This is a genomic window from Aeromonas sp. s5, from assembly GCF_040907865.1.
Lineage (GTDB): Bacteria > Pseudomonadota > Gammaproteobacteria > Enterobacterales > Aeromonadaceae > Aeromonas > Aeromonas dhakensis.
This window is the reverse complement of the sequence record NZ_JBFOCO010000009.1, coordinates 231386-256429: the sequence shown is the minus strand read 5'-3', so window position 1 is coordinate 256429 and position 25044 is coordinate 231386. Positions and strand designations below refer to the sequence as shown.

Annotated in this window: 25 protein-coding genes; 6 read left to right on the top strand and 19 right to left on the bottom strand. The window is 64.6% G+C overall.

The annotated features are described in order from the left end of the window. Positions 1-236: 236 nt before the first annotated feature. Genes AB5Y94_RS07730 through AB5Y94_RS07705 form a run of 6 tightly spaced genes read right to left on the bottom strand, consistent with a single transcriptional unit; the run spans position 237 to position 7306 of the window. Positions 237-1643 (bottom strand): 2-succinylbenzoate--CoA ligase, encoded by a 1407-nt coding sequence (locus tag AB5Y94_RS07730; RefSeq protein WP_279699358.1) that lies wholly within the window; start codon positions 1641-1643, stop codon positions 237-239. A gap of 10 nt (positions 1644-1653) precedes the next feature. Further along, complete coding sequence (menC, locus tag AB5Y94_RS07725) at positions 1654-2583, bottom strand: o-succinylbenzoate synthase (protein WP_279699359.1); 930 nt, start codon at positions 2581-2583, stop codon at positions 1654-1656. Then, positions 2583-3431 carry a 1,4-dihydroxy-2-naphthoyl-CoA synthase gene (gene menB / locus AB5Y94_RS07720; RefSeq protein ID WP_279484931.1) on the bottom strand — a complete coding sequence of 283 codons (849 nt, stop codon included), beginning with the start codon at positions 3429-3431 and terminating at the stop codon, positions 2583-2585. The genes menC and menB overlap by 1 nt, the downstream gene beginning before the upstream one ends. 4 nt (positions 3432-3435) lie before the next feature. Next, positions 3436-4206: a 2-succinyl-6-hydroxy-2,4-cyclohexadiene-1-carboxylate synthase gene (gene menH / locus AB5Y94_RS07715; RefSeq protein WP_368205299.1), complete on the bottom strand. Its 771-nt coding sequence runs from the start codon at positions 4204-4206 to the stop codon at positions 3436-3438. Further along, complete coding sequence (gene menD, locus AB5Y94_RS07710; protein ID WP_368205298.1) at positions 4196-5926, bottom strand: 2-succinyl-5-enolpyruvyl-6-hydroxy-3-cyclohexene-1-carboxylic-acid synthase; 1731 nt, start codon at positions 5924-5926, stop codon at positions 4196-4198. The genes menH and menD overlap by 11 nt, the downstream gene beginning before the upstream one ends. A gap of 33 nt (positions 5927-5959) precedes the next feature. Continuing rightward, on the bottom strand, positions 5960-7306 hold the full coding sequence (locus AB5Y94_RS07705) for an isochorismate synthase MenF (protein WP_368205297.1): 1347 nt from the start codon (positions 7304-7306) through the stop codon (positions 5960-5962). A gap of 207 nt (positions 7307-7513) precedes the next feature. On the opposite strand from AB5Y94_RS07705, the gene AB5Y94_RS07700 reads away from it, so the two are divergent. Both AB5Y94_RS07700 and AB5Y94_RS07695 read left to right on the top strand, forming a co-directional pair. After that, positions 7514-8419: a 1,4-dihydroxy-2-naphthoate polyprenyltransferase gene (locus tag AB5Y94_RS07700; protein WP_005308387.1), complete on the top strand. Its 906-nt coding sequence runs from the start codon at positions 7514-7516 to the stop codon at positions 8417-8419. A gap of 103 nt (positions 8420-8522) precedes the next feature. Next, positions 8523-8738: a DUF6500 family protein gene (locus AB5Y94_RS07695; RefSeq protein ID WP_005308390.1), complete on the top strand. Its 216-nt coding sequence runs from the start codon at positions 8523-8525 to the stop codon at positions 8736-8738. A gap of 68 nt (positions 8739-8806) precedes the next feature. Here the strand turns inward: AB5Y94_RS07695 and AB5Y94_RS07690 are convergent, their stop codons facing one another. After that, positions 8807-10204, bottom strand: a complete 1398-nt coding sequence (locus AB5Y94_RS07690; protein WP_368205296.1) for a PepSY-associated TM helix domain-containing protein — start codon at positions 10202-10204, stop codon at positions 8807-8809. 274 nt (positions 10205-10478) lie between these two features. Here AB5Y94_RS07690 and AB5Y94_RS07685 point away from each other — a divergent pair, with 274 nt between their 5' ends. Beyond that, on the top strand, positions 10479-10874 hold the full coding sequence (locus tag AB5Y94_RS07685) for a hypothetical protein (RefSeq protein WP_024942309.1): 396 nt from the start codon (positions 10479-10481) through the stop codon (positions 10872-10874). 35 nt (positions 10875-10909) lie between these two features. On the opposite strand, the gene AB5Y94_RS07680 is transcribed toward AB5Y94_RS07685, so the two are convergent. Further along, positions 10910-11191, bottom strand: coding sequence for a YkgJ family cysteine cluster protein (locus AB5Y94_RS07680; protein ID WP_024942310.1), 282 nt, complete (start codon positions 11189-11191; stop codon positions 10910-10912). Positions 11192-11263: 72 nt separating this feature from the next. Then, on the bottom strand, positions 11264-12640 hold the full coding sequence (gene dbpA / locus AB5Y94_RS07675) for an ATP-dependent RNA helicase DbpA (RefSeq protein ID WP_065018368.1): 1377 nt from the start codon (positions 12638-12640) through the stop codon (positions 11264-11266). Between the two features lie 564 nt (positions 12641-13204). Between dbpA and AB5Y94_RS07670 the strand changes: the two genes are divergently transcribed. Continuing rightward, positions 13205-14410: a NupC/NupG family nucleoside CNT transporter gene (locus AB5Y94_RS07670; protein ID WP_005308404.1), complete on the top strand. Its 1206-nt coding sequence runs from the start codon at positions 13205-13207 to the stop codon at positions 14408-14410. 69 nt (positions 14411-14479) lie between these two features. Here the strand turns inward: AB5Y94_RS07670 and AB5Y94_RS07665 are convergent, their stop codons facing one another. The 4 genes from AB5Y94_RS07665 to AB5Y94_RS07650 all read right to left on the bottom strand — a co-directional run bounded on the left by AB5Y94_RS07665 (position 14480) and on the right by AB5Y94_RS07650 (position 16519). Further along, positions 14480-14980: a metal-dependent hydrolase gene (locus AB5Y94_RS07665; RefSeq protein ID WP_005308407.1), complete on the bottom strand. Its 501-nt coding sequence runs from the start codon at positions 14978-14980 to the stop codon at positions 14480-14482. A 91-nt stretch (positions 14981-15071) separates the two neighbouring features. Then, the gene (locus tag AB5Y94_RS07660; RefSeq protein WP_368205295.1) at positions 15072-15629 is read right to left on the bottom strand and encodes a cytochrome b/b6 domain-containing protein; all 558 of its coding nucleotides are present in this window, start codon (positions 15627-15629) and stop codon (positions 15072-15074) included. 48 nt (positions 15630-15677) lie between these two features. Continuing rightward, on the bottom strand, positions 15678-15947 hold the full coding sequence (locus AB5Y94_RS07655) for a PepSY domain-containing protein (protein WP_017765207.1): 270 nt from the start codon (positions 15945-15947) through the stop codon (positions 15678-15680). A 119-nt stretch (positions 15948-16066) separates the two neighbouring features. Beyond that, entirely contained in the window at positions 16067-16519 is a 453-nt protein-coding gene (locus AB5Y94_RS07650; RefSeq protein WP_005308419.1) for a YaiI/YqxD family protein, read from the bottom strand. Between the two features lie 105 nt (positions 16520-16624). On the opposite strand from AB5Y94_RS07650, the gene zntB reads away from it, so the two are divergent. Continuing rightward, positions 16625-17617: a zinc transporter ZntB gene (gene zntB, locus AB5Y94_RS07645; protein ID WP_024942312.1), complete on the top strand. Its 993-nt coding sequence runs from the start codon at positions 16625-16627 to the stop codon at positions 17615-17617. A gap of 9 nt (positions 17618-17626) precedes the next feature. Next, positions 17627-18145, top strand: a complete 519-nt coding sequence (locus tag AB5Y94_RS07640; protein WP_005308424.1) for a mechanosensitive ion channel domain-containing protein — start codon at positions 17627-17629, stop codon at positions 18143-18145. A gap of 42 nt (positions 18146-18187) precedes the next feature. Here the strand turns inward: AB5Y94_RS07640 and AB5Y94_RS07635 are convergent, their stop codons facing one another. The 6 genes from AB5Y94_RS07635 to AB5Y94_RS07610 form a co-directional block, all read right to left on the bottom strand. Beyond that, positions 18188-18436: a hypothetical protein gene (locus AB5Y94_RS07635; protein ID WP_005308429.1), complete on the bottom strand. Its 249-nt coding sequence runs from the start codon at positions 18434-18436 to the stop codon at positions 18188-18190. A gap of 63 nt (positions 18437-18499) precedes the next feature. Beyond that, a complete protein-coding gene (locus tag AB5Y94_RS07630; protein WP_368205294.1) occupies positions 18500-19081 on the bottom strand; it encodes a DNA-J related domain-containing protein in 582 nt (193 codons plus the stop codon). After that, positions 19078-20865: a cation:proton antiporter gene (locus AB5Y94_RS07625; protein WP_368205293.1), complete on the bottom strand. Its 1788-nt coding sequence runs from the start codon at positions 20863-20865 to the stop codon at positions 19078-19080. The genes AB5Y94_RS07630 and AB5Y94_RS07625 overlap by 4 nt, the downstream gene beginning before the upstream one ends. Before the next feature lie 168 nt (positions 20866-21033). Further along, the gene (locus tag AB5Y94_RS07620; RefSeq protein ID WP_005308438.1) at positions 21034-21555 is read right to left on the bottom strand and encodes an MltR family transcriptional regulator; all 522 of its coding nucleotides are present in this window, start codon (positions 21553-21555) and stop codon (positions 21034-21036) included. A gap of 113 nt (positions 21556-21668) precedes the next feature. After that, complete coding sequence (locus AB5Y94_RS07615) at positions 21669-22814, bottom strand: mannitol-1-phosphate 5-dehydrogenase (protein ID WP_010635246.1); 1146 nt, start codon at positions 22812-22814, stop codon at positions 21669-21671. A 37-nt stretch (positions 22815-22851) separates the two neighbouring features. Further along, the gene (locus tag AB5Y94_RS07610; protein ID WP_139431233.1) at positions 22852-24774 is read right to left on the bottom strand and encodes a PTS mannitol transporter subunit IICBA; all 1923 of its coding nucleotides are present in this window, start codon (positions 24772-24774) and stop codon (positions 22852-22854) included. Between the last annotated feature and the right edge of the window lie 270 nt (positions 24775-25044).

Below are 25044 nucleotides of genomic sequence, written 5' to 3'. Positions count from 1 at the left end.
AAATTAGCAATATCTTTAACTATCAACTAGTTACCTTTGCGTTTAAATGCATGGCGGGGAATATGGTACTACAGGCGGCTCGTTCAGTTCAAAAAACACGCAAAAAGAGGGTCGTGTATGTAATCGTTCTCACTTCCCCCTGCCTGTGAGGGGTATTTTGACGCCCCCAGCATTTTCTTTCGAATAAAGTGTGTATTTGGATGGCTCCACCATGTCTGAAATTGTCGCATGGCTGATCATTGTTCCTGCAGCATGCGCTGATATTGCCTGCGCTGCGGCTTGAGCTGCCCCCCGAGATCGGGCCAGGGATGCCACTGATCCGGCACCATGAAGCCGGGCAGGGTTTGCCGGATCCAGGTCGCCAGCTCGACATAAGGCCGCGGCTCGCCATGCCAGTCGATGAAGGCGGCGGGCCTCTGCCCCCACTCGTCGCTCGGCACCGGTACCACCAGCGCCTGTGCCACGGCGGGGTGATCCACCAGCCGCTGCTCTATGGTCTCGGGCTGGATGTTCTCGCCCCCCGAGATGAAGAGGTTGTCGAGCCGCCCCTCCACCACCAGTTCGCCATCTGCATTGAAATGCCCCTTGTCGCGAGTGTGGAACCAGCCGTCCTCGTCGAGCGGCCGCGCCAGCCCCCCTTCCTTGAAGTAGCCCGCAAACAGCGTCTCGCCGCGCACGCAGATCTCCCCCTGGCGGATGCAGACCTCCCGTCCCGGCAGCGCCTTGCCCACCACGCCGGCGGCGGCCGGCCGGCCGGTGCAGACCTGGCTGCCCATCTCGGAGAGGCCGTAGCTCACCTTGGGCACCAGTCCCATGGCGGTGAGCCTGTGCACCAGCGGCAGGGGGATGGCGGCGCCGCCGAGCAGCAGCTCGCGCAGCCGGGTACGAGCGGGATCGAAGCCCTGCGCCAGCAGTCGCCAGAGCTGGGTCGGCACCAGAGATAGATGGGTGATGGGTTGTTGTTCGAGCCGCTCCCTGAGCGGGCGGCTGCGATCGTCCAGCACCAGGGCTGCGCCCGCCAGAAAGACCCGAAACAGGATGGCGTAGCCGCCGACATGAAACAGCGGCAGGGAGAGCAGCCAGCCACAACGCTCATCGAGCGGGATCTGGCTGGTGGAGCCTCGCGCCGAGGCCAGGTGGTTGACCAGCCGGTGCACCACCGCCTTGGGAGTGCCGCTGGAACCCGAGGTGAGGATCATGTTGTTGAGCAGGGCAGGATCCAGCATGCAGTCGCCTTCGTCCGCCGCCAGCTCACGGGTGAAGTCGAGCCTTAGCGGTTGCCAGCTGCCGGCCGGGATCTCGCCCGCCGACCAGCAGGCCCTGACGTCGAGCAGGGTCGCCAGCTCCGTTTGCCGCGTCAGCGGAAAGGCGGGGTTGAGCGGGCAGAAGACGATGGCACTGCGCACGCAGGCCCAGGCCAGCAGCACATCTTCCAGCGCGCCGCGTACCACGGCGGCGAGGCGATCTCCCGGTTGCAGGCCGGCCATGGCCAGCTGCTGGCACAGGCTGTTGAGCCTGGCGTCCAGTTGCCGGTAGGTGAGCGGGACGGTGGCATGAATGGCAATGCGAGCGGGAGCGGATCGCGCCCAGTGACGGACCGGGCAGGGTTCGGGATGGGAGTGATGGTCAAACAAGGGTGGCATGCAGGCCCCTTCAATCGTGGTGAAACAGGGGCTCCAGCAGGCTTGGATCGGGTTTGCCGGCGGCGTCCAGCAGATCGGCGGCCAGCCAGCGCCGGGTATCCAGGCCGGGGGCCTGCTCCGGTGCCCATTCGCCGGCCAGATGGAACAGCTGGTTCAGACCGACGCCGGATTCGAAACAGGAAGAGACGATCACCTTGAGACGCAGCTCGTGGGCCCGGGCCACCAGCGCCTCGCAATGGGCCAGCGAACCGAGCAGGGTCGGCTTGAGCACCAGAGCGCGCAGCTGGGGAATGGGGTCCCACGGCTTGCCCTGGGCCAGCAGCTCGTCGATGGCTACCGGCATGCCGGTGCGATTGGCCACGAAGGTGATGTCGGCAAAGTCGGCGCAGGGGTCTTCCAGATATTCGATCCGGTTCGGGTCCAGATGACCGCAGAAGGCCCAGGCCTCCTCGCGGGTCCAGCCCTGGTTGGCGTCCAGCACCAGCTTGAGGGTGGGGATGCGGTCGCACAGCAGGCGGATCAGCGCCAGCTCGTCGCGCATGGGGTAACGGGCCACCTTCAGCTTGGCCTTGTTCGGGGTCTTGTGCAGCCAGTTCTTCCAGTTCTTCAGCAGCTCCTGGGGGGAGCCCTGAATAAGGGGATAGGGTTCGGGCAGCGGGGCTGTCTGGGCAGGCCAGCAGCGGCGGGCACAGTCCAGCCCGAATTGCACCGAAGGGAGCTGCGGGGCGATATCTTGCCCCGCCGCCAGCCGCTCCAGACAGGCGATGGCCTCGGCTTGCGCCTCGGCCAGACTCTCGCGGGAGAAGCCTGGCAGGGGGGCTATCTCCCCCCAGCCGTCGTCAACGCGGACCAGCAGGCCCTCTCGCGCCACCTCCACCTTGCCGTGAAAGGTCAGGGGCTGGGTAAAAGGCAGTTGGTAGCGATAGAGAGCGAGTGTCATCAGGGATTCCGCTTGTATTTGGAGAAGTCGGGACGGCGTTTCTCGTTGAACGCGTTGCGCCCTTCCTGACCCTCTTCGGTCATGTAGAACAGCATGGTGGCATTCCCTGCCAGCTCCTGCAAGCCGGCCTGGCCGTCGCAGTCGGCGTTGAGGGCGGCCTTCAGGCAGCGCAGCGCCATCGGGCTGTTCTGCAGCATCTCGCGGCACCAGCGCACGGTTTCACGCTCCAGCTCCGCCAGCGGCACGACGGTATTGACCAGCCCCATGTCGAGGGCTTGCCGGGCATCGTACATGCGGCAGAGGAACCAGATCTCGCGGGCCTTCTTCTGGCCGACGATGCGCGCCATGTAGGAGGCACCCCAGCCGCCGTCGAAGGAGCCCACTTTCGGGCCGGTCTGGCCAAACTGGGCGTTGTCGGCGGCGATGGTCAGATCGCACATCATGTGCAGCACGTGGCCGCCACCGACCGCATAGCCGGCCACCATGGCAACGACCGGTTTCGGGCAGGTGCGGATGTCGCGCTGGAAGTCGAGCACGTTGAGGTGATGGGTGCCCTCGTCATCGCGGTAGCCACCGTAGTCGCCGCGGATCTTCTGGTCGCCACCGGCGCAGAAGGCTTTTTCACCGAAGCCGGTCAGGATGATGGTGCCGACCTGATCGTCGTAGCGAGCATCGGCCAGCGCCTGCAGCATCTCTTTGACGGTGCGGGGGCGGAAGGCGTTGCGCACCTGGGGGCGGTTGATGGTGATCTTGGCAATGCCATCGCCGGACTTGTGATAGAGGATGTCCTCGTAACCGGCGGAGCAATCACGCCACTCGACGGGGGCATAGAGTTCCGCTTCAGTCATTGCTTCAATCATGACGCTTCTCTTCTTGTTGTTGGTTGACCCACTCCGCGAGGAGCCGGGCAAAGGCCTCAGGCTGGTGGGCATGCAGGTTGTGGCCGCCATCCAGCTCCAAGTGGTTGATTTTGCTCTGCTGACTCGCCATGAGGCAAGCCAGCTGATGGAATTTGTGATCCCGCTTGCCGCTCACCCAGGTGACCGGCAGCGTGCCTTGCGCCAGCCAGGGGGCCAGGTTCGGCTGCTTGCCAAGGGAGGTGGCGCGCAGCATGGCGGCCACGGCCTTGCCGTCGTTGCCAAGGCGGCGGGCTATTTGGTTGGCGCGGGATGCGTCGCCCAGATCGGCGAACACCCCCTGCCGATACCAGTCTGCCAGCACGCTCGTCAGGGGCTCCTGCTCGAAGCGCCGGGCCCAGCTTTCGTCGTGGGCGAGGCGCGCAGCGCGCTCTTCGGCGGGCAGGCCGGGGTGGCAGTTTTCCAGCAGCAGGGCCTGCAACCCAACCGGCGCCTGGCTGGCGTGATAGAGGGCGAGCCGCCCCCCCAGCGAATAGCCCACCAGCCGGTAGTGGTCGATGCCGCGGCTGGCCAGCTCGTCGCAGAGCCAGCGGTGAGCCTCGTCAAAACCGCACACCCGCACAGCCTGGTTGCTGCCGTGGCCCGGCAGATCCAGCGCCAGGCTGGGGAGGTCGGCCAGGGCTGCCTGCACGGGTTGCCAGTCGTTGGCATCGCCGAGCAGACCGTGCAGCAGCACCAGCGTCGGCTGGTCGGCACTAGCTGCCACGGATCGCGCTTCCCAGTGCCTTCAGATCCTCGGCGACTTCGCTGCTGGGGACCTTGATTTCAATCAGCGTTACCCCCTTTTCCAGCGCGGCGGCGTAGTCCCGCTCAAAGTCGGCGAGGGTGGCCGGCGCCCGGTAGTGGAGGCCAAACATGGCGGCGGCGTGCTCGAAGTGCAGGCCGTGGGGCAGGCAGTAGTAGGTCTCCAGCAGTGCGTCCTGGGTCGGCACCGGCAACATGCGAAAGATGCTGCCGCCATCGTTGTTGAGCAGGATCACCACCAGCGGCCGGCTCGCCTTGCCGAGCAGCGCCAGGCTGTTGAGATCGTGCAGGGCGCTGAGATCCCCGAGCAGCAGGGTGGTGGGCTCGTCGTTGCCTGGCTCGATCGATTGTGCGAAGCCGTAGGCGGTGGCGATGAGGCCGTCGATGCCGGAGGCGCCGCGGTTGGTCATCACCCGGCTGGGGCCCTTGCCCGCCTCGCCGAGCATGTCCATCAGCCGGGCCGGCATGCTGTTGCCAACGAACAGCTGGCCCCTGATCCGCTGGTTCAGGCGATGGCACACCCCGAGCTCGGAGAAGCGCTCGCAGGCGCTGCGCACCTGCAGACTCACGGACTGCTGGCGCTCCGCCAGCCGGTGCCAGGGCAGGTGCGGGTGCGCCACCGGATGGGCGGCGGCAAAGGCGCCGGGTTCGCACAGCAGGCGGCGGCGCAGCCGGTAGTCCGGGTCGAGCCGGGCCGGCTGCGGATCCACCAGCCAGTAATCCTGCCAGGAGTGCTGCTTGATGAACTGACCGAGCCGCTTGGAGATGAGACGGGCGCCAAATTGCAGCAGCACCTCGGCACGGGCCAGTTCGGCCACGAAGCCGCTGTGTTGCAGGGCGAGATCGGCGTGCACCAGGTTACGGCCATCGAAGCGCAGCTGGCTCTGCAGATCGGCCAGCAGGGGCCAGCCGAGCCGCTCGGCCAGGGCGGCGACGGCCTTGGCCTGGGCGGGATCCTGAATGCGGCCGGCGACGATGAGGCCGCGCTTGCCCTGCAGCTCGTCCCAGTCTGGCTGACACGGGCAGGGGGCCTGCGCCAGTTGCCAGGGGCTCCAGGGCTCGGACGAGTGAAGCCAGTCGCCGAGGGGGGCCAGGTAGGCGGAGAAATCCAGGTACTCATCGCCCGGATAGAGGGGCTCCGGGTACATGCAGTTGAAGTGCACCGGCCCCGGCGTGCGTGCCTGCTGGGCCAGCGCCTGATCCACCGAGCTCAGCACGAAGGCGGCCGGGATGGTGGCGGTGGGGCTCGGCAGGTTCTGCTGATAGACGGGGTAGCGGCCGAAGATCCCCTGCTGGTCGATGGCCTGGTTGGCCCCGTTGTCAATGAGCTCGGGCGGCCGGTCGGCCGAGAGAATGATGAGCGGCACGCCGGTGAGCTGGGCCTCGGCCACCGCCGGCCAGAGGTTGGCCACCGCGGTGCCCGAGGTCATGATCACCGCCACCGGGCGGCCGCTGCCCTTGGCCAGCCCCAGCGCCATGAAGCCGAGGCCGCGCTCGTCAAAGTGCAGATGGCGGCGAAAGCCGGGGTGGGCGGCGGCTGCCATGGTGAGCGGTGCCGAGCGTGAGCCGGAGGCCAGCGCGATATCGCGCACACCGAGGCGAAAGAGCTCCTCCAGCAAGAGGGAAGACCAGACGTGGTTGAAGGTGGCATGGTGACTGGCGAACGCTTGGCTGGCAGACATGAGGCTCTCGTGGTGAGGAATCGATGAGAAACGCTATCCCAGCAGGGAGAGCACATTGGCGATCTTGTTGTCGAGTTCGGCCCACTCGGCGGCAGGCTCGGATCCCGCGACGATACCGGCGCCGGCAAACAGGGTGATGGCCTGCGCCGTGATGCGGGCGCTGCGGATGGCGACCGAGAACTCGGAGGTCTCCCGGCTCAGCATGCCGCAGGCGCCGGCATACCAGCCGCGATCATAGGGCTCGCGTTCGCGGATGAAGGCCAGCGCCGCCTCGCGCGGAGCGCCACCCACCGCTGGGGTGGGGTGCAGCGCCTCCAGCAGTTGCCAGTCGCAGACGCCGGGCTTGAGTTCGGCCTCGATGTCGCACTTGAGGTGCTGCAGCAGCCGCAGTTTGAGAATGCGCGGCTCGGTCAGGGTGGCGTCCGTGGTGAGCGGTGCCAGCCGGCTGAGGATATCGGCGTGCACCAGCCGGTTTTCCAGCCGGTTCTTGCTGTCGGCCAGCAGCTCGGCGGCCAGCGCCGCGTCGGTCGCCTCGTCGCCGGAGCGGCGGATGGTGCCCGCCAGCGCCTCGGTGAAGAGGTGCTGCTGTTCGCGGCGATAGAGCCGCTCGGGGGAGCAGGCGATGAAGCTCTGCTCGGGGGAAAACTGGAAGCCGAAGTGAAAGCAGTCCTGACCGTGCTGTGCCCAGCGGGCCAGCAGCGACCAGGGGGCGACGGCCTGCGGCTCGGTGGCATTCGTCGCACCCTCATGGGTGAGTCGGCTCTGGCGCGACAGCACCACCTTGGGGGTGTGGGCCTGGAAGTCGGGGGCGGTCACCTGCTCGACCAGCGTCTGCCACTGGGGCTGGCTCGGACAATCTTCCCGCTGCCATGGGTGGCGGGCCAGCGGGGGCAGGGGCGCCTCCGGCTGGAGGGCGTCGAGGGCGGCGGCGGCGGCCTGCAGTTCGGCCTCGAAGGCGTCGCCACCGGTCTGCTCCGGCAGCCAGAGGTTGAGGCAGAGGGTGATGCACTCGCCACGGCGCACCAGCTCGATGCGGGGCAGCACGAAACGGCAGGGGCCGAACCCCTGCCAGCCGGGCTGGGTGGGGTCGAATGCCAGTCCGCCATAGTAGCGGGGGCTGTCGTCATGGGGCTGGCTGGTGTGCTCGCAGACCTGGCGGATCGCCCTGGGCTCGGTCAGCTCGCGCAGGCAGCCCAGCGCCACGTATTCGGGTTTGTCCTGTCCTCTGGCATGCCAATAGATGCGGGGATAGAGAGTCTGCGCCGCCAGCCAGCCCAGAAAGGAGCGAACCTCGATCGCGACGCGCAGTCGCACGAAGCCGCTGGCATTGCCATGACGCAGGGCGTCCAGTTGTTGCTTGATATGGGTCTGAGCCAACATGGATTTCGTCTATGAGCCGATAGTGACGGTCCATCCTGCAGAAGGATGCCGTTGGTTTATGCCAAAGGAGCGATTATTCCTATATATTATCTGCCCATTCGTCCATGTAAATCGCCCGGGGAGCCAACTCCCGAGGGGCCAAGTATACCGAAATCCGGTTCGATAACCCTTAACACGATCAATATCTGATTGTTTGGCCATCACAATATGACAAATACCTTATCTATTTGGTTGCTGGCGGCGCGTTTGCGAACGTTGCCGCTGGCGTGCTCCTCCATTTTGCTGGGATCTGGGCTTGCGGCCAGCCGCGGCGCCTTCGACGGCACCATCATGGCGCTCTCCCTGCTGACCGCCATTCTGCTGCAGATCCTCTCCAATCTGGCCAATGACTATGGGGATGCGGTATCCGGGGCGGACAATGGCGAGCGGATCGGCCCCCAGCGCGCCGTGGTCTCTGGCCTCATCACCCGCAAGCAGATGTGCGTGGCCATGGCGCTGACCGCGCTGGCCGCCGTGGTCAGCGGCCTCGCCCTGCTGGGCTGTGCCTTCGGCGATCAGTGGCTGCAGATCCTCACTTTCGTGTTGCTGGGCGGTGCCGCCATCGTGGCCGCCGTTACCTACACGGTGGGCAAGACTCCCTACGGCTATCGCGGCTTCGGTGACATCTCGGTGTTCCTGTTCTTCGGCCTGCTGGGGGTACTCGGCTCCTACTACCTGTTCACCAAAACCCTGCAGTGGGATCTGCTGCTGCCGGCCACCGCCTGCGGCCTGCTGGCCACCGCCGTGCTCAACATCAACAATGTGCGCGACATCGAGACCGACGCCGCCAGCGGCAAGATCACCCTGGCGGTGCGGCTCGGCCGCAACCGGGCCATCGCCTATCACTGGGTGCTGCTGGGAGCGGCGCTGCTGGCGACCATCGCCTTCATCCTGACCCAGCCTGCCAGCTTCTGGCCCTGGATCTTCCTGCCCGCCATGAAGCCGCTCACCGATGCCGCCAGAACCCTGCGCCAGAGCTTCGATGGCGAGGTGCTGACCGGTTCGCTCAAGAAGACCGCCATCAGCGCCTTCCTCTACAGCCTGCTGCTCTCCATCGGACTGGCGCTCTCCTGAGTCGCGACCTTGTCTGGCAATGAAGAAAGGCTCCCGCAGGGGAGCCTTTTTGCTGGTTGAGGTATGCTGTCCGGCCATTCACTCATCGGGCAGGAGGGCCGCCATGCGCGACTCGCTCAAGCAGAAGATCATCCAGGTGTGCCAGCAGAAGATTGCCCAGAAGGGGGAGGCGGTCGGGGTCTCCTTCTATGCGTTTTTTGCCAACCGCAATGACGACCCCGAGCTGCTGATGGAGGCGGCGACCTGGTGGATCCAGACCCAGCGCCTCGATCACTTCGAGAAGGCGAGGAAGATCCTCCAGCTGGTGGAGCAGGAGTAAAGACGGGTTGAAAACCAGCGGGCTCCCGTTCGGGAGCCCGCTTGTTGGTGCGTCAGGTTGAGGTAACGCTAGCTGGCCCGTGCCAGCCTGGGAGCCCGACGGCGGGCGAAGAGCAGGCTGTCCAGCAGCCAGATCACCAGCATGGAGCCGCCTACCAGCGGGAAGCAGATGCCGAGCAGGATCAGCAGGGCAAGGGCGCCGCGCATGGGGGGTAGGGTGGTCGGCAGCGGCGGGGCGGCGAGGCGGCCCTGCGGACGACGGCTCCACCAGATCCAGAGCCCGCTCACCGAGCTCACCAGCACCAGCAGGCAGATGAGCAGCATGGCGAGCTGATGGGGCCAGCCGTAGAGCTTGCCCATGTGCAGCATGACGCCGGTTTCCACCGTCTTGGCGACCGGACCGTAGTCCTGCCAGCGCACGTCCGCCAGCACCTTGCCGCTGTATTGATCGATGTGCAGGGTGGCGTCGTTGCGCGGATCATCGGCAAAGATGGCGATGGTGTAGACACCGCTCGCCCCGGCCGGCGGCGTGATGCTGTAGCCCGGCGTGACCCGGCGTGCGGCGGCGATCTCCACCACCTGCTGCAGCGGGATGCGGTGCTCCGCCATCACCATGCCGTCGTGCTCGCCACCGTGTCCCATGGCGCTATGGTCGTGGGCCTTGGGCTCGGCCGAGCTGGGGATGGGGGTGTTCTCCACCGCCCAGGGCACGGTCTGCTGATGGGCATGGTTGAGGCTGCGGGCCAGGGGCGCCGACTTGGGCACCTCGTTCCACATGGCGGCCGGGAAGCGGTTCCAGACGGCGGCAAACTGATCGCCCCAGAAACCGGTCCAGGTCATGCCGCTCAAGAGCAGCAGCAGCAGGAAACCGGCGCCCCAGAAGCCGACCACGGCGTGCAGGTCGCGCCACCAGAGCCGGCCACGCTGGCTCCAGCGCGGCCACAGGATGCCGCCAACCCCTGGCCCCTTGCGTGGCCACCAGAGATAGAGCCCGCTCAGGAGCAGCACTATGCCCCAGCCGGCCGCCAGCTCGATCAGCCTATCCCCCACGGTGCCTATCATCAGCTCGGCGTGCAGGGCGCGCGCCACCGCCTGCAGATTCCACTTGTTGTCCATGGTGCCGAGCAGGGCGCCACTGGCGGGATCGAGGAACAGGGTCAGCTCGCTGCCCCCCTGGCGGACGATGAACTGGGCGCTGGCCTCCGGTCCTGTGGGGGGCAGGTATTTGCTCAGGCTGGCGTCCGGCATGGCCGCCATCGCCTTTACCAGCAGCTGGTCGGCGCTGAGCGGTTGGTTGACGGGGGCGACCTTCATCAGCTCGGGATACATGAGGTTGTCGAGCTGGGGCTTGAACAGATAGACGATCCCGGTCAGCGAGAGCAGGATCAGGAAGGGGGCGACGAAGAGACCCGCATAGAAGTGCCAGCGCCAGATGCGCTGATAGTGGTTCGCGTCCCGATTTTTCATCTCTGTTCCTTGCGCCTTGGGTTAACGTTTCAGTTGGTGGAATGTTGGTGGCGGCGCGGATGATAACAGCAACGTTTTATTAACTGCAACAGAACATGAGGGCTGTCCGTGGAGGTAGCCGAGTGCACGCCGAACCGCTTTGCCGCCGGTCAGAAGGTGGCGCAAACCCCTCTGGGCGAACCTTGTCAAAATGGACTTTTGGCAGAGAGATCATTACCTTGTTGCAACATAAGAGAGTGCTTGCACGGCGAAGAATCCAGGGAAGGAGGCAGACGTGAAGTTGCGACCCCACGGCCATTTCGAGATGCAGCGACAGGGCCAGGTGCTGATCTGCCGGCCGAGCGGCCCCTTCAATCTGGCGGGGGCCATGGCCTATGAGGCGCAGTTCAGCCAGCAGATCGCCAGCCTGAGTGCCGGGCCCTGGGGCATAGTCGAGGTGGCGACCGAATTCGAGGCGGCCGGGCCCGAGGTGCTTGCCCGTTTTCGCCGTCAGTTCGAGTGGTGCGCCAACAACGGTTGTGCCTTTCTGGCGGTGGTGCTGGCGGGCAGTTTCAAGCAGTATCTGGCGGATCAGGTGTTCAGCGGCTTGCCGTTTCAGGGGATCCGTTACTTCGAGCAGACCGACGAGGCACTGCACTGGCTGGAGCAGCAACTGGCCGGGCTAGCCTGAAATAGGCCGCAATGCGACTGATGCTGGTGGGCAGTTCAATCCAGCCTGATAAACCACTTGTCCCGCTCGTCGATACAGTCCGGCTCACCCATCTCGAACTCACGGCAGATCAGGGGGCGTACCTCGTAGATGCGGCACATCATGGTGTTGCGATCGAGCGCCGCGCACCAGCCATCTTCCAGCCGGTGCATTACCGGCACCTCGCCTTCCCGCTCTTCCACATAGCGATCCGGCACGCCGGTATCGGTAAACAGCATCACTTCGAGGCGGCAGCAGCAGGCCTCGCAGTTCTGGCAGCTCACTTCTGGGGTCGTCATGGCACCTGCCTTGTTCTCATGGGCACGGATAAATATGAAACAGGCGCCGCTGGGGCGCCTGTGGTCTGAACCTTAGCCCAGTTTGCGGGCACGGTAGCTGCGCCCCTTGATCTTGCCTTCCTGCAGTCGCTTGAGCGCCGCCTTGGCTACGCCCTGCTTGACCGCCACGTAGGAGTACTGCTCGGCGATCTGGATCTTGCCCACGTCGCTGCCGGCAATGCCGCCTTCGCCGGTCAGGGCGCCCAGGATGTCACCGGCGCGCACCTTGCTCTTGCGGCCCGCATCGATGGAGAGGGTCACCATCTGCGGGGCTATGGGTTTGATGGCGCGGCCGATGGCATCGAGATCCCCCAGCGGCAGCGGGGCCTGCTGGTACTCCTCGATGATGTTGACGCGCTGGGCCTCGTTCGGCTGATAGAGGCTCAGGGCCAGGCCCTGCTGGCCGGCGCGGCCGGTCCGACCGATGCGGTGCACGTGCACCTCGGGGTCGTAGGTGAGCTCGTAGTTGATGACGGCGCCCAGCTCCTTGATATCCAGCCCGCGGGCCGCCACGTCGGTGGCCACCAGTATGGTGGCGCTGCCGTTGGCGAAGCGCACCAGCACCTGATCCCGCTCGCGCTGCTCCAGATCGCCGTTCAGCGCCAGCGCCGAGAAGCCCTTGGCGGCCAGATGATCGGCCACGTCATTGCAGGCGCGCTTGGTGTTGCAGAACACGACGCAGGAGCCCGGCTGATAGTGGCTGAGCAGCCAGCCGAGGGCCTCGAGGCGCTGACCGGCCGGCACTTCATACAGCTTCTGCTCGATGGCGCTCTCCTCATGCAGGGACTCCACGCTCACCTCCACCGGGTTGCGCTGCACGCCGCGGCTCATCTGGGCGATCCCTTCCGGATAGGTGGCGGAGAAGAGCAGGGTCTGGCGATCCCGCGGGGCGTGGCTGATGACCCGGTTGATGTCTTCGCCAAAGCCCATGTCCAGCATGCGATCCGCTTCGTCCAGCACCAGCGTCTTGAGGCTGTCGAGCGCCAGGGTGCCCTGCTCCAGGTGCTTGAGGATCCGGCCCGGGGTGCCGACGGCGATGTGGGCACCGAAGCTCAGGGTGGCCGATTGCGGTGCGGTCGGGGTGCCGCCACACAGGGTCACCAGCTTGACGTTGGGCAGGGTGCGGGCGAGACGACGGATCTCGGTGGCAACCTGATCCGCCAGCTCGCGAGTCGGGCAGAGCACCAGCGCCTGTACCTCGAGCCGGTTGACGTCGAGGCGGGAGAGCAGGCCGAGGCCGAAGGCCGCAGTCTTGCCGCTGCCGGTTTTTGCCTTGGCGATCAAGTCTTTGCCGTCGAGTACCAGAGGCAGGCTCTGGGCCTGGATCGGGGTCATCTGCAGATAACCCAGGCTGGCGAGGTTCTCGAGCAGGGCGGGGGAGAGGTTCAGGCTGCTAAATTCGTTGTTCACAAAAGGACTCTATATGGGAGAAAACGGGCTGCGCCGGGCGCAAGGGCGCGCATTGTACCAGAATCCGCCGTTGGATGTGCTGCAAATTTGAGCGGCTGCTTCTGTTCGTGACTGTCAGCCCGGCGGCAAGGGGTCGGCTCACCGACAGCCCCCTGGCAATCCGGAGCAGTAGTTCGCGGTCGCTGAAATATGTATTTGGCTCCGCCTACATTCATCGCAAATAAGATAAACGTTTTTCACCCTGCCTTGATTAAATAAACTTGTCGTAAATTTGTTCTGACCACTTCTGCGCGGCCTTGCGAGTATTAAGTGAATGTAATTAAGCTGTGAAAACAGGAGTTTACAAATACCTGATTTATTTTTAAGTGATTGTTTATATTGAGTTTTGTTATTTATTGAACAATGATTGGATGCTCGTATGAGTGTTTAATTAATTTAAAAACGTTTGTATTATCCAACATGCATATTTTTACCGCAGATTGTGATGGCTATCTGAATTTTTAAATATGCAAATGTCTATGATGGCGCCGGTCAAAAATTACAATTCACTCAGGTGCTACAGGTATGGAATACGTTCACTTTGTGCTCGGACTCGTCATGGTCCTCGCTCTGGCGTTGCTGGCAAACCGCCGCAACTGGAAACTGATCAAGCCGCGCTATATCGGCCAACTGCTGGTGGTCGAACTGGCGCTGGCCTGGTTCATGCTGAACTCCGAAGTGGGTCTGGCGGTAGTGGGTGGCTTTGCCGCCGGCTTCACCAAGCTGATGGAGTTTGCCAAGCAGGGGACCGACTTCGTGTTCGGCGGCCTGGTCAATGAAGGGGCCTTCTCCTTCTTCCTGATGGTGCTGATGCCCATCGTCTTCATCTCTGTGCTGATCGGCATCCTGCAGTACATCCGTCTGCTGCCGCTGGTGATCCGCGGCATCGGTACCGTGCTGGCCAAGATCAACGGCATGGGCAAGCTGGAATCCTTCAACGCCATCAGCTCCATGATCGTCGGCCAGTCCGAGAACTTCATCGCGCTCAAGAACATACTGCCGCACCTGAACGAGAAGCAGATGTACACCTTGGCCGCCACCGCCATGTCCACCGTCTCCATGTCCATCGTCGGTGCCTACATGCAGCTGATCGAGCCGCGTTACGTGGTCGCCGCCCTGGTGCTCAACATGTTCAGCACCTTCGTCGTGCTGTCGCTGATCAACCCCTACGAGCCGGACAATACCGTGACCGACGCCAAGGCGCTGTCCGAGGGTGACGAGCACCACACCCCGAAGAAAGAGAACTTCTTCGAGATGCTGGGCGAGTACATCATGGCCGGTTTCACCGTGGCGGTGATCGTGGGTGCCATGCTGGTGGGCTTCATCGCCCTGATCGCCCTCATCAACTACCTGTTCGAGATGGCATTCGGCGTCAACTTCCAGCACGTCATGGGCTACATCTTCTACCCCATCGCCTGGATCCTGGGCATCCCGGGCAGTGAAGCGCTGCAGGCCGGTTCCATCATGGCGACCAAGCTGGTGACCAACGAATTCGTGGCCATGATGGATCTGGGCAAGATCGCGGCCCAGCTCTCTCCGCGCACCGTCGGCATCCTCTCCATCTTCATGGTGTCGTTCGCCAACTTCAGTTCCATCGGCATCATCGCCGGTGCGGTGAAGGCGCTGAACGAAGAGAAGGGCAACATGGTCTCCCGCTTCGGTCTGAAGCTGGTGTACGGCTCCACCCTGGTGAGCCTGCTCTCCGCCGTGATCGCCGGTGTGATGCTGTAAGTCATCCACCCGCTCTCACCACTACAAACCCCTGCCTCGGCAGGGGTTTGTTTTTTGGCGGCCGACCACCTAGCCGGGCCAGTGGGCCCAGTAACCGGCGGCCAGCAGGGTGAGGGTGCAAAAGCCGGTCTCGAGGGCGCCGCCACTTCTGAGCGGCCAGCCCGGCAGCCGGTAGCGGCGCTTGCTGGGCCAGAAGAGCGGGATGCCGGCCGGGGTGAGCCAGTCCCCCAGCAGGTGGCTGAGGTAGCCGATGATGAGGGCATCCTTGACCCCGACCGGCAGAGTATCGGGTGGCAACTGCTGGTTGAGCCCCCAGATGGCGACCGCCACCGCCAGCAGGCTGTGGGTGAAGCCGCGATGACCGAACAGGCGAGAGAGGGGTTTCGAGATCCAGGGCAGCCGCTGCCCCAATACCGACTTGGGGTGGTCGAGGTCGGGCAGCAGGGCGCTGGCCAGGGCGGCGGGCACGGTCTGCCACAGGCTGGCGTCGGCCAGGGCCGGCGTCAGCTGGAGTTTGTGGGCGATCAGGGTGCAGGTAACGGAGAAGAGCAGGTGCCCTTGGGCGGTCATGATGGCTACGACATGGGAAAATGGCGGCGCATCTTACCAGTGTCGCGGGCCATTGCAGCAAAAAACCGGGGCCCGGCGGGCGACCCGGTCATTAACTGCGCGGATCTTCCACCTTGGTGTCGGCAGGCACCCGTTTTTTACCCAACACCATGGCGCGCACCAGGTCGCTGCGGGTGAAGCGATCGGTCAGGATCACCACGGCCGCATGGACGCCGACGGTGGCCATCAGGGTGTTGGCGAGGACGCCGTGCAGCTCCTCCAGCCAGTCGTCGCCCCAGAAGGCATCCCAGGTGGTGAGCCAGCCGGTGACCACGGTGCCGACCAGCGACAGCAGCAGCAGCCAGATCATCAGGGCGCCGACCGGGTTGTGGCCGAGGTAGTAGGGGTGATGCCCGCTGGCCAGCTGGCGCAGGTAGTAGCGTACCCGGGCCGGGGTCGGCCACCACTGGCCGAAGCGGGCATAATGAGGGCCGATCAGTCCCCACAGCAGGCGGATGATGAGCAGGATGCCCACCGCGTAGCCGGCGTACTTGTGGAGCTTGCTCCCCTCTTCCAGCACGAAGAAGTTGAGCAGGCAGAGGGTGACGGTGGCCCAGTGGAACACCCGGATGAGGGGATCCCAGACTTTCACTTCAGACGAGGTTGTCATGGTGTGGCTCCATAGAAAGGGCCGGCAGGAGACCGGCCCATGGCCGGATTATTCGTCGATCTCTTCTTTCACTTTCTTCAGATCGGTCGGGTCGAAGTAGATCTCGACCTTGCGCTTCTCCTTGTCCCAACCGTAAATCTCGTAGCAGTTGGTCTCGGTGACCTTGAACTTCTTGATGTCATAGCCCATCGCCTTGATCTTCTGCTGGGCGTCGGCTTCGCTCATCCACTTGCTCTTGTCGGCCTGGGTACATTGGGGATCGGCCAGGGCTGCGCCGCTCAACAGAGGGATCAGTAACAACAGGGGGGTCAGTTTCATTGCTTGCTCCTTGCCGGTGGTTGGGTCAACAGCCACAAGGCTAGTTCACCAGCCTTAAGAAAGAATTAAGCGCAGAAGGGGATGAACGGGTCTCCCCGGCAGGGCGCCGGGGAGCGGGCTCAGCTCAGCTTGCCCCTGACCAGCCACTTGTCCAGCGCGTTGGCGAAGCGCTGCTTGTCGGCCGCGTTGAGGGGGGCCGGGCCACCGGTCTGGACCCCGGCCGAGCGCAGCTCTTCCATGAAGTTGCGCATGCCGAGCCGCGCCTTGATGGTCTCGCGGGTGTAGATCTCGCCGCGGGGGTTGAGCGCCTCGCCGCCGGCATCGATCACCAGGGCGGCGAGGGGGATGTCACCGGTGATCACCAGATCGCCGGGTTTGACCTGCTGGGCGATGACATGATCTGCCACATCGAAGCCCTTCTCCACCTGCTGGGTCTTGATGAAGGGGGAGGGGGGCACACGCAGCCCCTGATTGGCCACCAGGGTGGTCACCACCTGGGCGCGGTGGGCGGCACGGTAGAGGATCTCCTTGACCGGAATGGGGCAGGCATCGGCATCGACCCAGATGGGCATGGCATGGTTTCCTGTGTCTGAAACGAGTGGCGCATCTTAGCACGGCAGGGGGCGGCCGGCTGCCCCGGGGCTGAGTCGGGTCCGGCTTTGGTGTAAGCTGGGCCGATGAACATGAGCGAGAAGGACGAGCAGATGGATCGGGTGCCCAGTGACGTGATTTATGGCCTGACCCTGGATGGCAGGGGGGGCATGCAGCCGCTGGCGGCGGGCAGCGAGATACCGGCAGCGCAGCCGGGCTGGCTGCATCTGGACTATGGCAACCCGGAGGCGGCGCGCTGGCTGTTGCAGACGCCACTGCTGGGTGACGCGGCACGCGAATCCCTGCTCGGCCAGAGCAATCGTCCCAAACTGGTGCGGATGGGGGAGACGGTGCTGCTGATCCTGCGCGGCATCAACCACAACAAGGATCACAGGCCCGAAGAGATGGTGGCGCTGCGGATCTTCATCACGCCGGATCTCATCATCAGCAGCCGGCGCCGGCCACTGCTGTCGGAAAAAGACGTCTTCGAGCAGCTGAAGCAGGGGGGCGGTGCGGACACCCCGGCCGATTGGCTGGTGGAGATCTGCGACGCCCTGACCGATCGGGCTGGGGAGTTCGTCGAGGAGCTGCACGACCAGATCCTGGATCTGGAAGAGCAGGTGCTGATGCGCGACCTGCCTGCCAACGGCCGGCTGGCGCTGATCCGCAAGCAGCTCATCATGATCCGCCGCTACCTCTCCCCCCAGCGGGATCTGGTGGCGCGCCTCGCCAACGAGAAGATCAGCTGGCTGGATGAGGACGACCGGCGACGCCTGCTCGACATCGCCGACCGGCTGCGGCGCTGGCTCGACGATCTGGATGCCGGGGTGGCGCGCACCGCCGTGCTGGCGGACGAGATCAACAACCTGATGGCGGAGGCGACCAACCGCCGCGCCTACCAGATGTCGGTGATGGCGCTGCTGTTTCTGCCCGCCAGCTTCCTGACCGGCCTGTTCGGCATCAACCTGGGAGGCATCCCCGGAGCCGAGAGCCCGACCGCCTTCTGGATCTTCTGCGGATCCCTGGTGGCGCTGGCGACCGGGCTGGCGGTCTGGCTCAAACACAGACGCTGGTGGTAAGGAGCCGACATGACAACATGGGAATCTTTTGGCGTGACCCTGCTGCTGTTGCTGGGCCACACCCTCATTCGCGGCCTCATTCACAAGAGCCTGATGGCCCTCGGCCAGAGCCGGCAGGTGAGCGAGAACCGGGTGCTCTACGTGGAGCACGTGTTCCACTTTCTGCTCGGCTGCGCCACCCTGCTGATCCTGGCCGGGGTGTGGGGGCTCGACTTCTCGCGGCTGGTGGTGCTGGCCTCCTCCTTCTTCGCTGTGCTGGGGGTCGCCATGGTGGCGCAGTGGTCGATCCTCTCCAACATCACCGCCAGCATCACCATCTTCTTCGCCTTCCCCTACCGGATTGGCGATCGGATCCGGATCCTCGACAAGGATGACTCGGTCACCGGGGTCATCACCGAGATCGGCCTCTTCTATGTGCGGGTGCGCGATGACAACGGCGATCTGGTCACCTATCCCGCCAACCTGATCCTGCAAAAGCCGGTCAGACGGCTGGAGGGCAAGGGGGCTGACCCCCTGCAACCGGAATGAGAAAAGGCTCCCGCGGGAGCCTTTTTTGCGCCTGCCAGCTTCTCAGCGTTCGAAGAAGCGGTAGAGGTGCTCGATCTGGATCGGGCAGTCCGCCACCAGATGCACGTGCTGGCGGGCCTCTTCGACCGAGCCGAAGCTGAGGGGGCAACCCAGGGTGTCGGTCATCTCGTACAGTTTGCCGTCCTGTCCCCTGAACTCCACGATCCAGCCGGGCAGGATGGCATCCTGCAGGATCTCGGCTTCCTTGAAGGCTTGTTGCTGGTAGAGCAGACGAAGTTCATTGACTGTCATGACATCCTCCCGTGACGCTTGATGCCACTTCAAGTCTAGTGGTTGCGGCCGCCATCAGGCGGCTCATTTGGCCGTCTTGAGGTATTCCCAGGCCCAGCGCAGGCGGATGAAGGTGTCGGCATCGCCCCCCCGATCCGGATGGTGTTGCAGTGCCAGCTCACGCCAGCGGCGGCGAATGGCGTCAGGCCCCGCCCCGGCCGGCAGGGCGAACAGGGTCAGCGCCTCGGCCCTGTGTTCATCCCGCTCACAGGCCCGCCAGAAGCTGACGAGCAGGGCTTCCACCTCCTCCCGGTCTGTCTGCCAGAACACCCGCCAGTCGAGGTAGTAGCTGCGCAGCGCCTCGCCCTGGGCGAGGGCGCTTGCCGCGTTGCGAGGGGCGAGCGGTTCGAGCCGGATATCCAGGGTGCTGATCAGCAGCCACCACCCTTCATCGTGGAGCTCGGCCTGCAGCTGATAGAGGGCGTTCATGATGAGGAAGTTGAGCCGAAACAGCTGTTGCTGCTCGTCCCCCGGCAGAGGCGGGATAAGCTCCTGGCGGCGCAGCTCGGCCAGCAGCTCGTGTACCTTGTAGCTGCCGCTGGCCTGCCTGAGCAGTGCCAGCAGCGGGGCGAGCAGCGGGTTGGCGGTCGGCTCGACAGAATTCACTGGCCGGCCCCCTCTTTGGGGGGCTGCAGGGCGATCAGCAGCTCCCCGGCCAGCGGCTCGACGGGGCCGGTGACGATGCGGGTCCGCCCCTTGCCGTCCAGCACGAACAGCGGGATGGCGCCCGGGTTGGCCTCCTGGTACTGGACCCAGTCGAACGCCTCGCTCAGGCGGGTTGCCTTGATCTGGCCGCCCCGGCTCAGCAGGCCGCTCAGCCTGGCGTAGTTGATGTCGGGACCGAACAGGTTCTGACGGGCGCGGAAGGTGGCGCTCTCCCGGTTGGCCTTGCCGTGCTGCTCGCTGGAGCGCAACGAGTAGACCTTCTCCTCGCCGTAGAGGTGGGCGAAGTGCAGCACGCCGAGGGCGTTGTTGTGGCGGTTGGGGGAGAGCGCCAGCACGGTACTGATGCTGGTGAGCGGCAGGTGCAGCTCGGCGTGTTCGGATTGCGGGTTGCCGAAGTAGCAGGGCAGGTTGCTCATCCGCGCCTGTCGGCAGAACTCCCAGGCCGGATCGCAGAGCTGAACCGGCACCCCCTGATCCGCCAGTGCCCGGCCGATGGCCCGCGCCACCGAGTTGGCCCCGATGATGAGCCAGGTGTTGGGGGCGCTCTGGCGCATCTTGAGCAGACCGGCCAGCGGCGCCGAGGTGAGGCTCTGCAGCACCACGGTGGAGATGATCACCGCAAACACCAGGGGGACCAGCTTGTCGGCATCTGGGATGCCGGCCTCATGCAGGCTGATGGCGAAGGAGGCGCTGACCGCCGCCGCCACTATGCCGCGCGGCGCGATCCAGCCGAGCAGGGCTCGGGCCCGCCAGGAGAGATCGGATCCCCAGGTGGAGACCAGGATGCAGAGCGGGCGCGCCACGAACTGCACCACGCACAGCAGCGCCAGCACCATGGGGCCGAGCTGCCAGAGCTGGGCCAGATCGAGGCGGGCCGCCAGCAGGATGAAGAGGGAGGAGATGAGGATGACGGCGAGATCCTCCTTGAAGGCCAGCACCTCCTCCAGATCCAACCCCTCCTGATTGGCGAGCCAGATGCCGAACACGGTCACCGCCAGCAGGCCGGATTCGTGGCTGAGCCAGTTGGAGAGGCTGAAGGTGACCAGCACCAGCGCCAGTACCCCGAACTTGTGCAGGCTGACCGGCAGCCAGTCCTTGCGGATCAGCAGGGTGGTGAGCCAACCGGCGCCGACCCCGATGAGCGACCCCACCCCCACCGTCTTGGCCAGCGCCAGCAGGGTGTGACCGACCAGATCCCCCTGGCTGCCGAGGCGCACCGCCTCGAACACCAGCACCGCAAACAGGGCGCCGATGGGATCGATGACGATCCCCTCCCAGCGCAGGATGCGGTCCACCTCCCGGGTCGGGCGGATCACGTTGAGCATGGGGGCGACCACGGTGGGGCCGGTCACCACCAGCACGGCGCCGAGTACCATGGCGACCCGCCAGTCCAGCCCCAGCAGGAAGTAACCGGCGCTGCCGATGACGGCGAAGCTCACCAGCATGCCGGTGGAGCAGAGGTTGCGCACCACTTTGCCGATCCCTTTTAGCTCGGCCAGGTGCAGGGTCAGTGCCCCCTCGAACAGGATGATGGCGACCGACAGGGAGACCAGCGGAAACAGCAGGTCGCCGAGCAGGGCGTCGGGGTCGAGCAGGCCGCCGACCGGCCCCAGCAGCAGGCCGGTGAGCAGCAGAAACAGGATGGCGGGCACCCGCAGCGACCAGGCCAGCCACTGGGCCAGCACTGAGACCAGGGCGATCCCGGCCAGGGAGAGAGCGATCATGCAGACCTCGGTTGGGGCAATGGACCTGGAGGAAGTGTAGTGGGGAAGATGGTCAGATTGACACCAGCCGGCGGCGGGAGCAAGGGGGGACGCGGGTCGCGCGACAGCGGGCGTCACGGTTGCGGGGAAGGCGAGGCAGGGGGCCGCAGGCTACGGCCACCAGCCGGATTAGATGGGGCTCTCTTTGTGGAGTTCGGTGACGCAGTCGGCCACCGCCAGCACCAGCGCCGAGCGCACCACCTGATCGAGCCGGTTCAGCTGCATCTGGTAGAAGGGCCAGTCCTCCTCGTTGGCGGGGGCCTCCTGCGGCATCATGCCGCCCTGGCTGACGCCGTGCAGACGTGCCAGCAGATCGCGGATCGGCTTGTCGCTGAAGCGGTAATCCTTGGGGTCGCGCACCAGAAAATCGCGGATCTTCAGGTAAGCCTCGAGATCCTGATAACGTTCGAGGGAGATGAGGCCGAGGGCGAAGATGAGCTTGAGGCGCACCTCCAGCTGGCCGAGGGGGCCGCTCTGGTTGAGCAAAGGTTCGATGGCGTATTTGACGGCATACTCCTCCTGACGGAACGCGCGTCGCATCAGGGAGTCGACCGCCTCTTCCAGGATGGTCACGACCTCGAGAAAGAAGCCGCGGGGGCCATCCTGCTCGTTCAGTCGTTCCAGTACTTCATCTTCCTGGTGTGTGGTCATAAGTGCATTGGGTCCAGCTGACTGGGAGAGAGTGGGCCTCTCTCCCGGTTTTTATCGTATGAGGCGCTTTGGTGGCCGGCCTGAGCGGGCCGGCACGGTGGCGCCTCATCAGGTCACTTCAAATTGCCATAACGGGTGACGATGGCGCTGACGATGTCGCTGTCGGCGGCCAGGCCGGTGATGCGAGCCAGGGCCTGGGCCGGGCCCAGCTCCGCCAGCAGCTGTTGCAGCTCCACCGCCTGCGGGTCGTCGGCGTTGCGATAGTGCAGGGCCGCGGCGATCCCCTCCTGCAGGTGATCGTTTGGCAGGCCGTACTCCAGGGTGCCGAGCAGCGGCTTCACCAGCCGATCCCCCGCCGCCAGCTTGCGCAGCGGCTGACGGCCGACCCGGTCAATCTCGTCCACCAGATAGGGGTTGGCGAAGCGGGCCAGGATCTTCTCGATGTAGGCGGCGTGCAGGCGCGGGTCGAAACCGTAGCGTTGCACCAGCACGGCGCCGCTCTCCTCCATGGCGCGGCGTACCTTGCTGCGGATCAGCGGATCCTCGATCGCCTCGCGGATGGTGCGATAGCCCCTCAGCTTGCCGAGGTAGGCGGTGACGATGTGGCCGGTGTTGAGGGTGAACAGCTTGCGCTCGACGAAGGCCATCAGGTTGTCGGTGGGCTCCATGCCCGCCACCTGCGGCAGCTCCCCCTTGAACTGGGTCTGGTCGACGATCCACTCGCTGAAGCTCTCCACCGTCACTTCCAGCGGATCATCGTTGGCCGCCGCGGGCGGAACGATGCGGTCCACCGCCGAGTCGACGAAACCGATGCAGGCGTCGAGGGTGGCATGATACGCGACCGGCAGGTACTTGAGTACCTCCTGCTTGAGGTGGCTGGTGCCGCGCACCATGTTCTCGCAGGCGATGACGTTGAGCGGTGTCAGGTTGCCGGCATCGAAGCGGGCCTGCAGCCCCTGGGCCAGGGTGCTGGCAATCTTGTCCAGAATGTTGGGGCCGACCGCGGTGGTGACCAGATCGGCGGTGATGATGCGGGCGATCACCTCGTGGCCGGCGGAGCTCACCGCCGCCACGTTGCGCACCACGTCCAGCTTCTGATCTGCTCCCACCACGTGCACCTTGTACTCCTGGCGGTGGTTGAGCTGGTCGATCAGGGTCTCGTTGACGTCGGCGAAGGTGACCTGGTGGCTGGCGTCAGCCAGCAGTTTTCCGATGAAGCCGCGACCGATATTGCCGGCACCAAAATGCAATGTTTTCATGATATTAACCTCTTGAACCAAAGACGATGAAGGACGATCAGGCAGCCTGCTCGGCACCCAGCAGATCCAGGAACTCCTGGGGATCCTGAGTGCTGGCCAGCCGGTCGATGAGGCCGGGTTCGTCCAGTGCATTGGTCAGGCGGGTTATCACCTGCATGTGTTCGTCGTTGCGGGCGGCGATGCCGATCACCAGCCGCGCCACTTCATCGGCCGCCTCGCCGAAGGCAACCCCGGCCGGGTATTGGCAGATGACGATACCGGTGCGCTTCACAAACTCCTTGGCGGCAATGGTGCCGTGCGGCACGGCGATGGATTCGCCGAGGTAGGTGGAGACCAGCTTTTCGCGCTCCAGCATGGCGTTGACGTAGTCGGGCGCCACGTAGCCCCGCTCCGCCAGCAGCTTGCCGGCAGCCCGGATGGCGGCCTCCTTGTTGTCGGCCTTGAGCCCCAGGTGCACGTCATGACGGCTCAGGGTAAAGACCTCGGCCGCTTGCGGCTCGTAGCTGTCGTCGTTGGCAGCCACCAGCAGCTGCGGGTTGGCGACGTCATCGTTGGCGGCCTGGGTCAGGCTCTGTACCAGCTCCTGATAGAGACCGTTGTCGAGGAAGTTGGTGAGCGAGATGTGGTGGGCGTGCGGCGCGTGGCGACGGGCCCTCTCGGTCAGATCCTTGTGGGTGATGACCCAGTCCACCTGATCGTCAAGCTGATCGATGGCGCGGTTGGTGACGCTGATGTCGAGGCCGGCGGCCTGCACCCGCTTGCGCAGCAGGCCGGCGCCCATGGCGCTGGAGCCCATGCCCGCATCGCAGGCAACGACGATGTTGCGTACCGCCATCAGTTCACCGCCCGGCTTCTTGGCCGCTGCGGTCTCGGGCTTGGCACCCTTCATGGCTTTCATCTTGCGAGTGGCTTCACCGAGGGCATCGGCCTCGTCGGCTTCCGGCTGCTGGGCGCGCACGAACACGGCGGCGACCAGGAAGGAGACCAGGGTGGCGCTGATGATGGAGAGGGCGACCCCGATCAGGGAGGCTTTCGGTGTCATCAACAGCACGGCGAAGATGGAACCCGGTGAGGCGGGGGAGACCAGACCTGCGTTGAACAGGGTCAGGGTGAACACCCCGGTCATGCCGCCGGCAATCACCGCCAGAATGAGGCGCGGGTTCATCAGCACGTACGGGAAGTAGATCTCGTGGATGCCGCCGAAGAAGTGAATGATGGAGGCACCGGCAGCGGACTGCTTGGCGGCGCCGCGACCGAACACCATGTAGGCCAGCAGCACGCCCATGCCCGGGCCCGGGTTCGCTTCGATCAGGAAGAAGATGGAGCGGCCGTGCTCGGTGGCCTGCTGGATCCCCAGCGGCGAGAAGATGCCGTGGTTGATGGCGTTGTTGAGGAACAGGATCTTGGCCGGCTCGACGAAGATGGAGGTGAGCGGCAGCAGGTTGTTGTCCACCAGGAAGCCGACGCCACCGGCCAGTACGCCGGAGAGCACCTTGACGAAGGGGCCGATCACGAAGAAGGCGAGGATCGCCAGCAGCATACCGATGAGGCCGGCGGAGAAGTTGTTGACCAGCATCTCGAAGCCGCTCTTGACGCGACCTTCCATCGCCTTGTCGAAACGTTTGATGGCCCAGCCACCGAGCGGGCCGACCATCATGGCGCCCATGAACATGGGGATGTCGGTCCCCACGATGACGCCCATGGTGGTGATGGCACCGACCACGCCGCCGCGCTCACCACCCATCAGCTTGCCGCCGGTATAGCCAATCAGCAGCGGCAGCAGGTAGGTGATCATGGGACCGACCAGCTTGGCCAAGGTTTCGCTCGGCAGCCAGCCGGTGGGGATGAAGAGGGCGGTAATAAAGCCCCAGGCGATGAAGGCGCCTATGTTGGGCATGACCATATTGGACAGGAAGCGTCCAAAATTCTGTATCTTGACTTTGGTATCCGGTGATAACATGTCGGGACCCCGTTTTAAGCCTGTTTGATTAAAAGTGGTAGTCGGGCTGGCCGGTTTTGCCGAACCGCCATCCCTGTCGTCTAAGCAACTTCAATCTACCAGCTTGTGATCAAATTAGGCTGAAAACGGGGTGTCTTGTGACGCATCTCTCAAATACCTCGACCTCCCCCCTCCCTTCATAGTGACTTCGATCACATTCACTCTCTGTATTTCGGCTACATTTCGATCTTTGCTGCCGTCAGTATCTTTTTTATGTGACATGGCTCACCT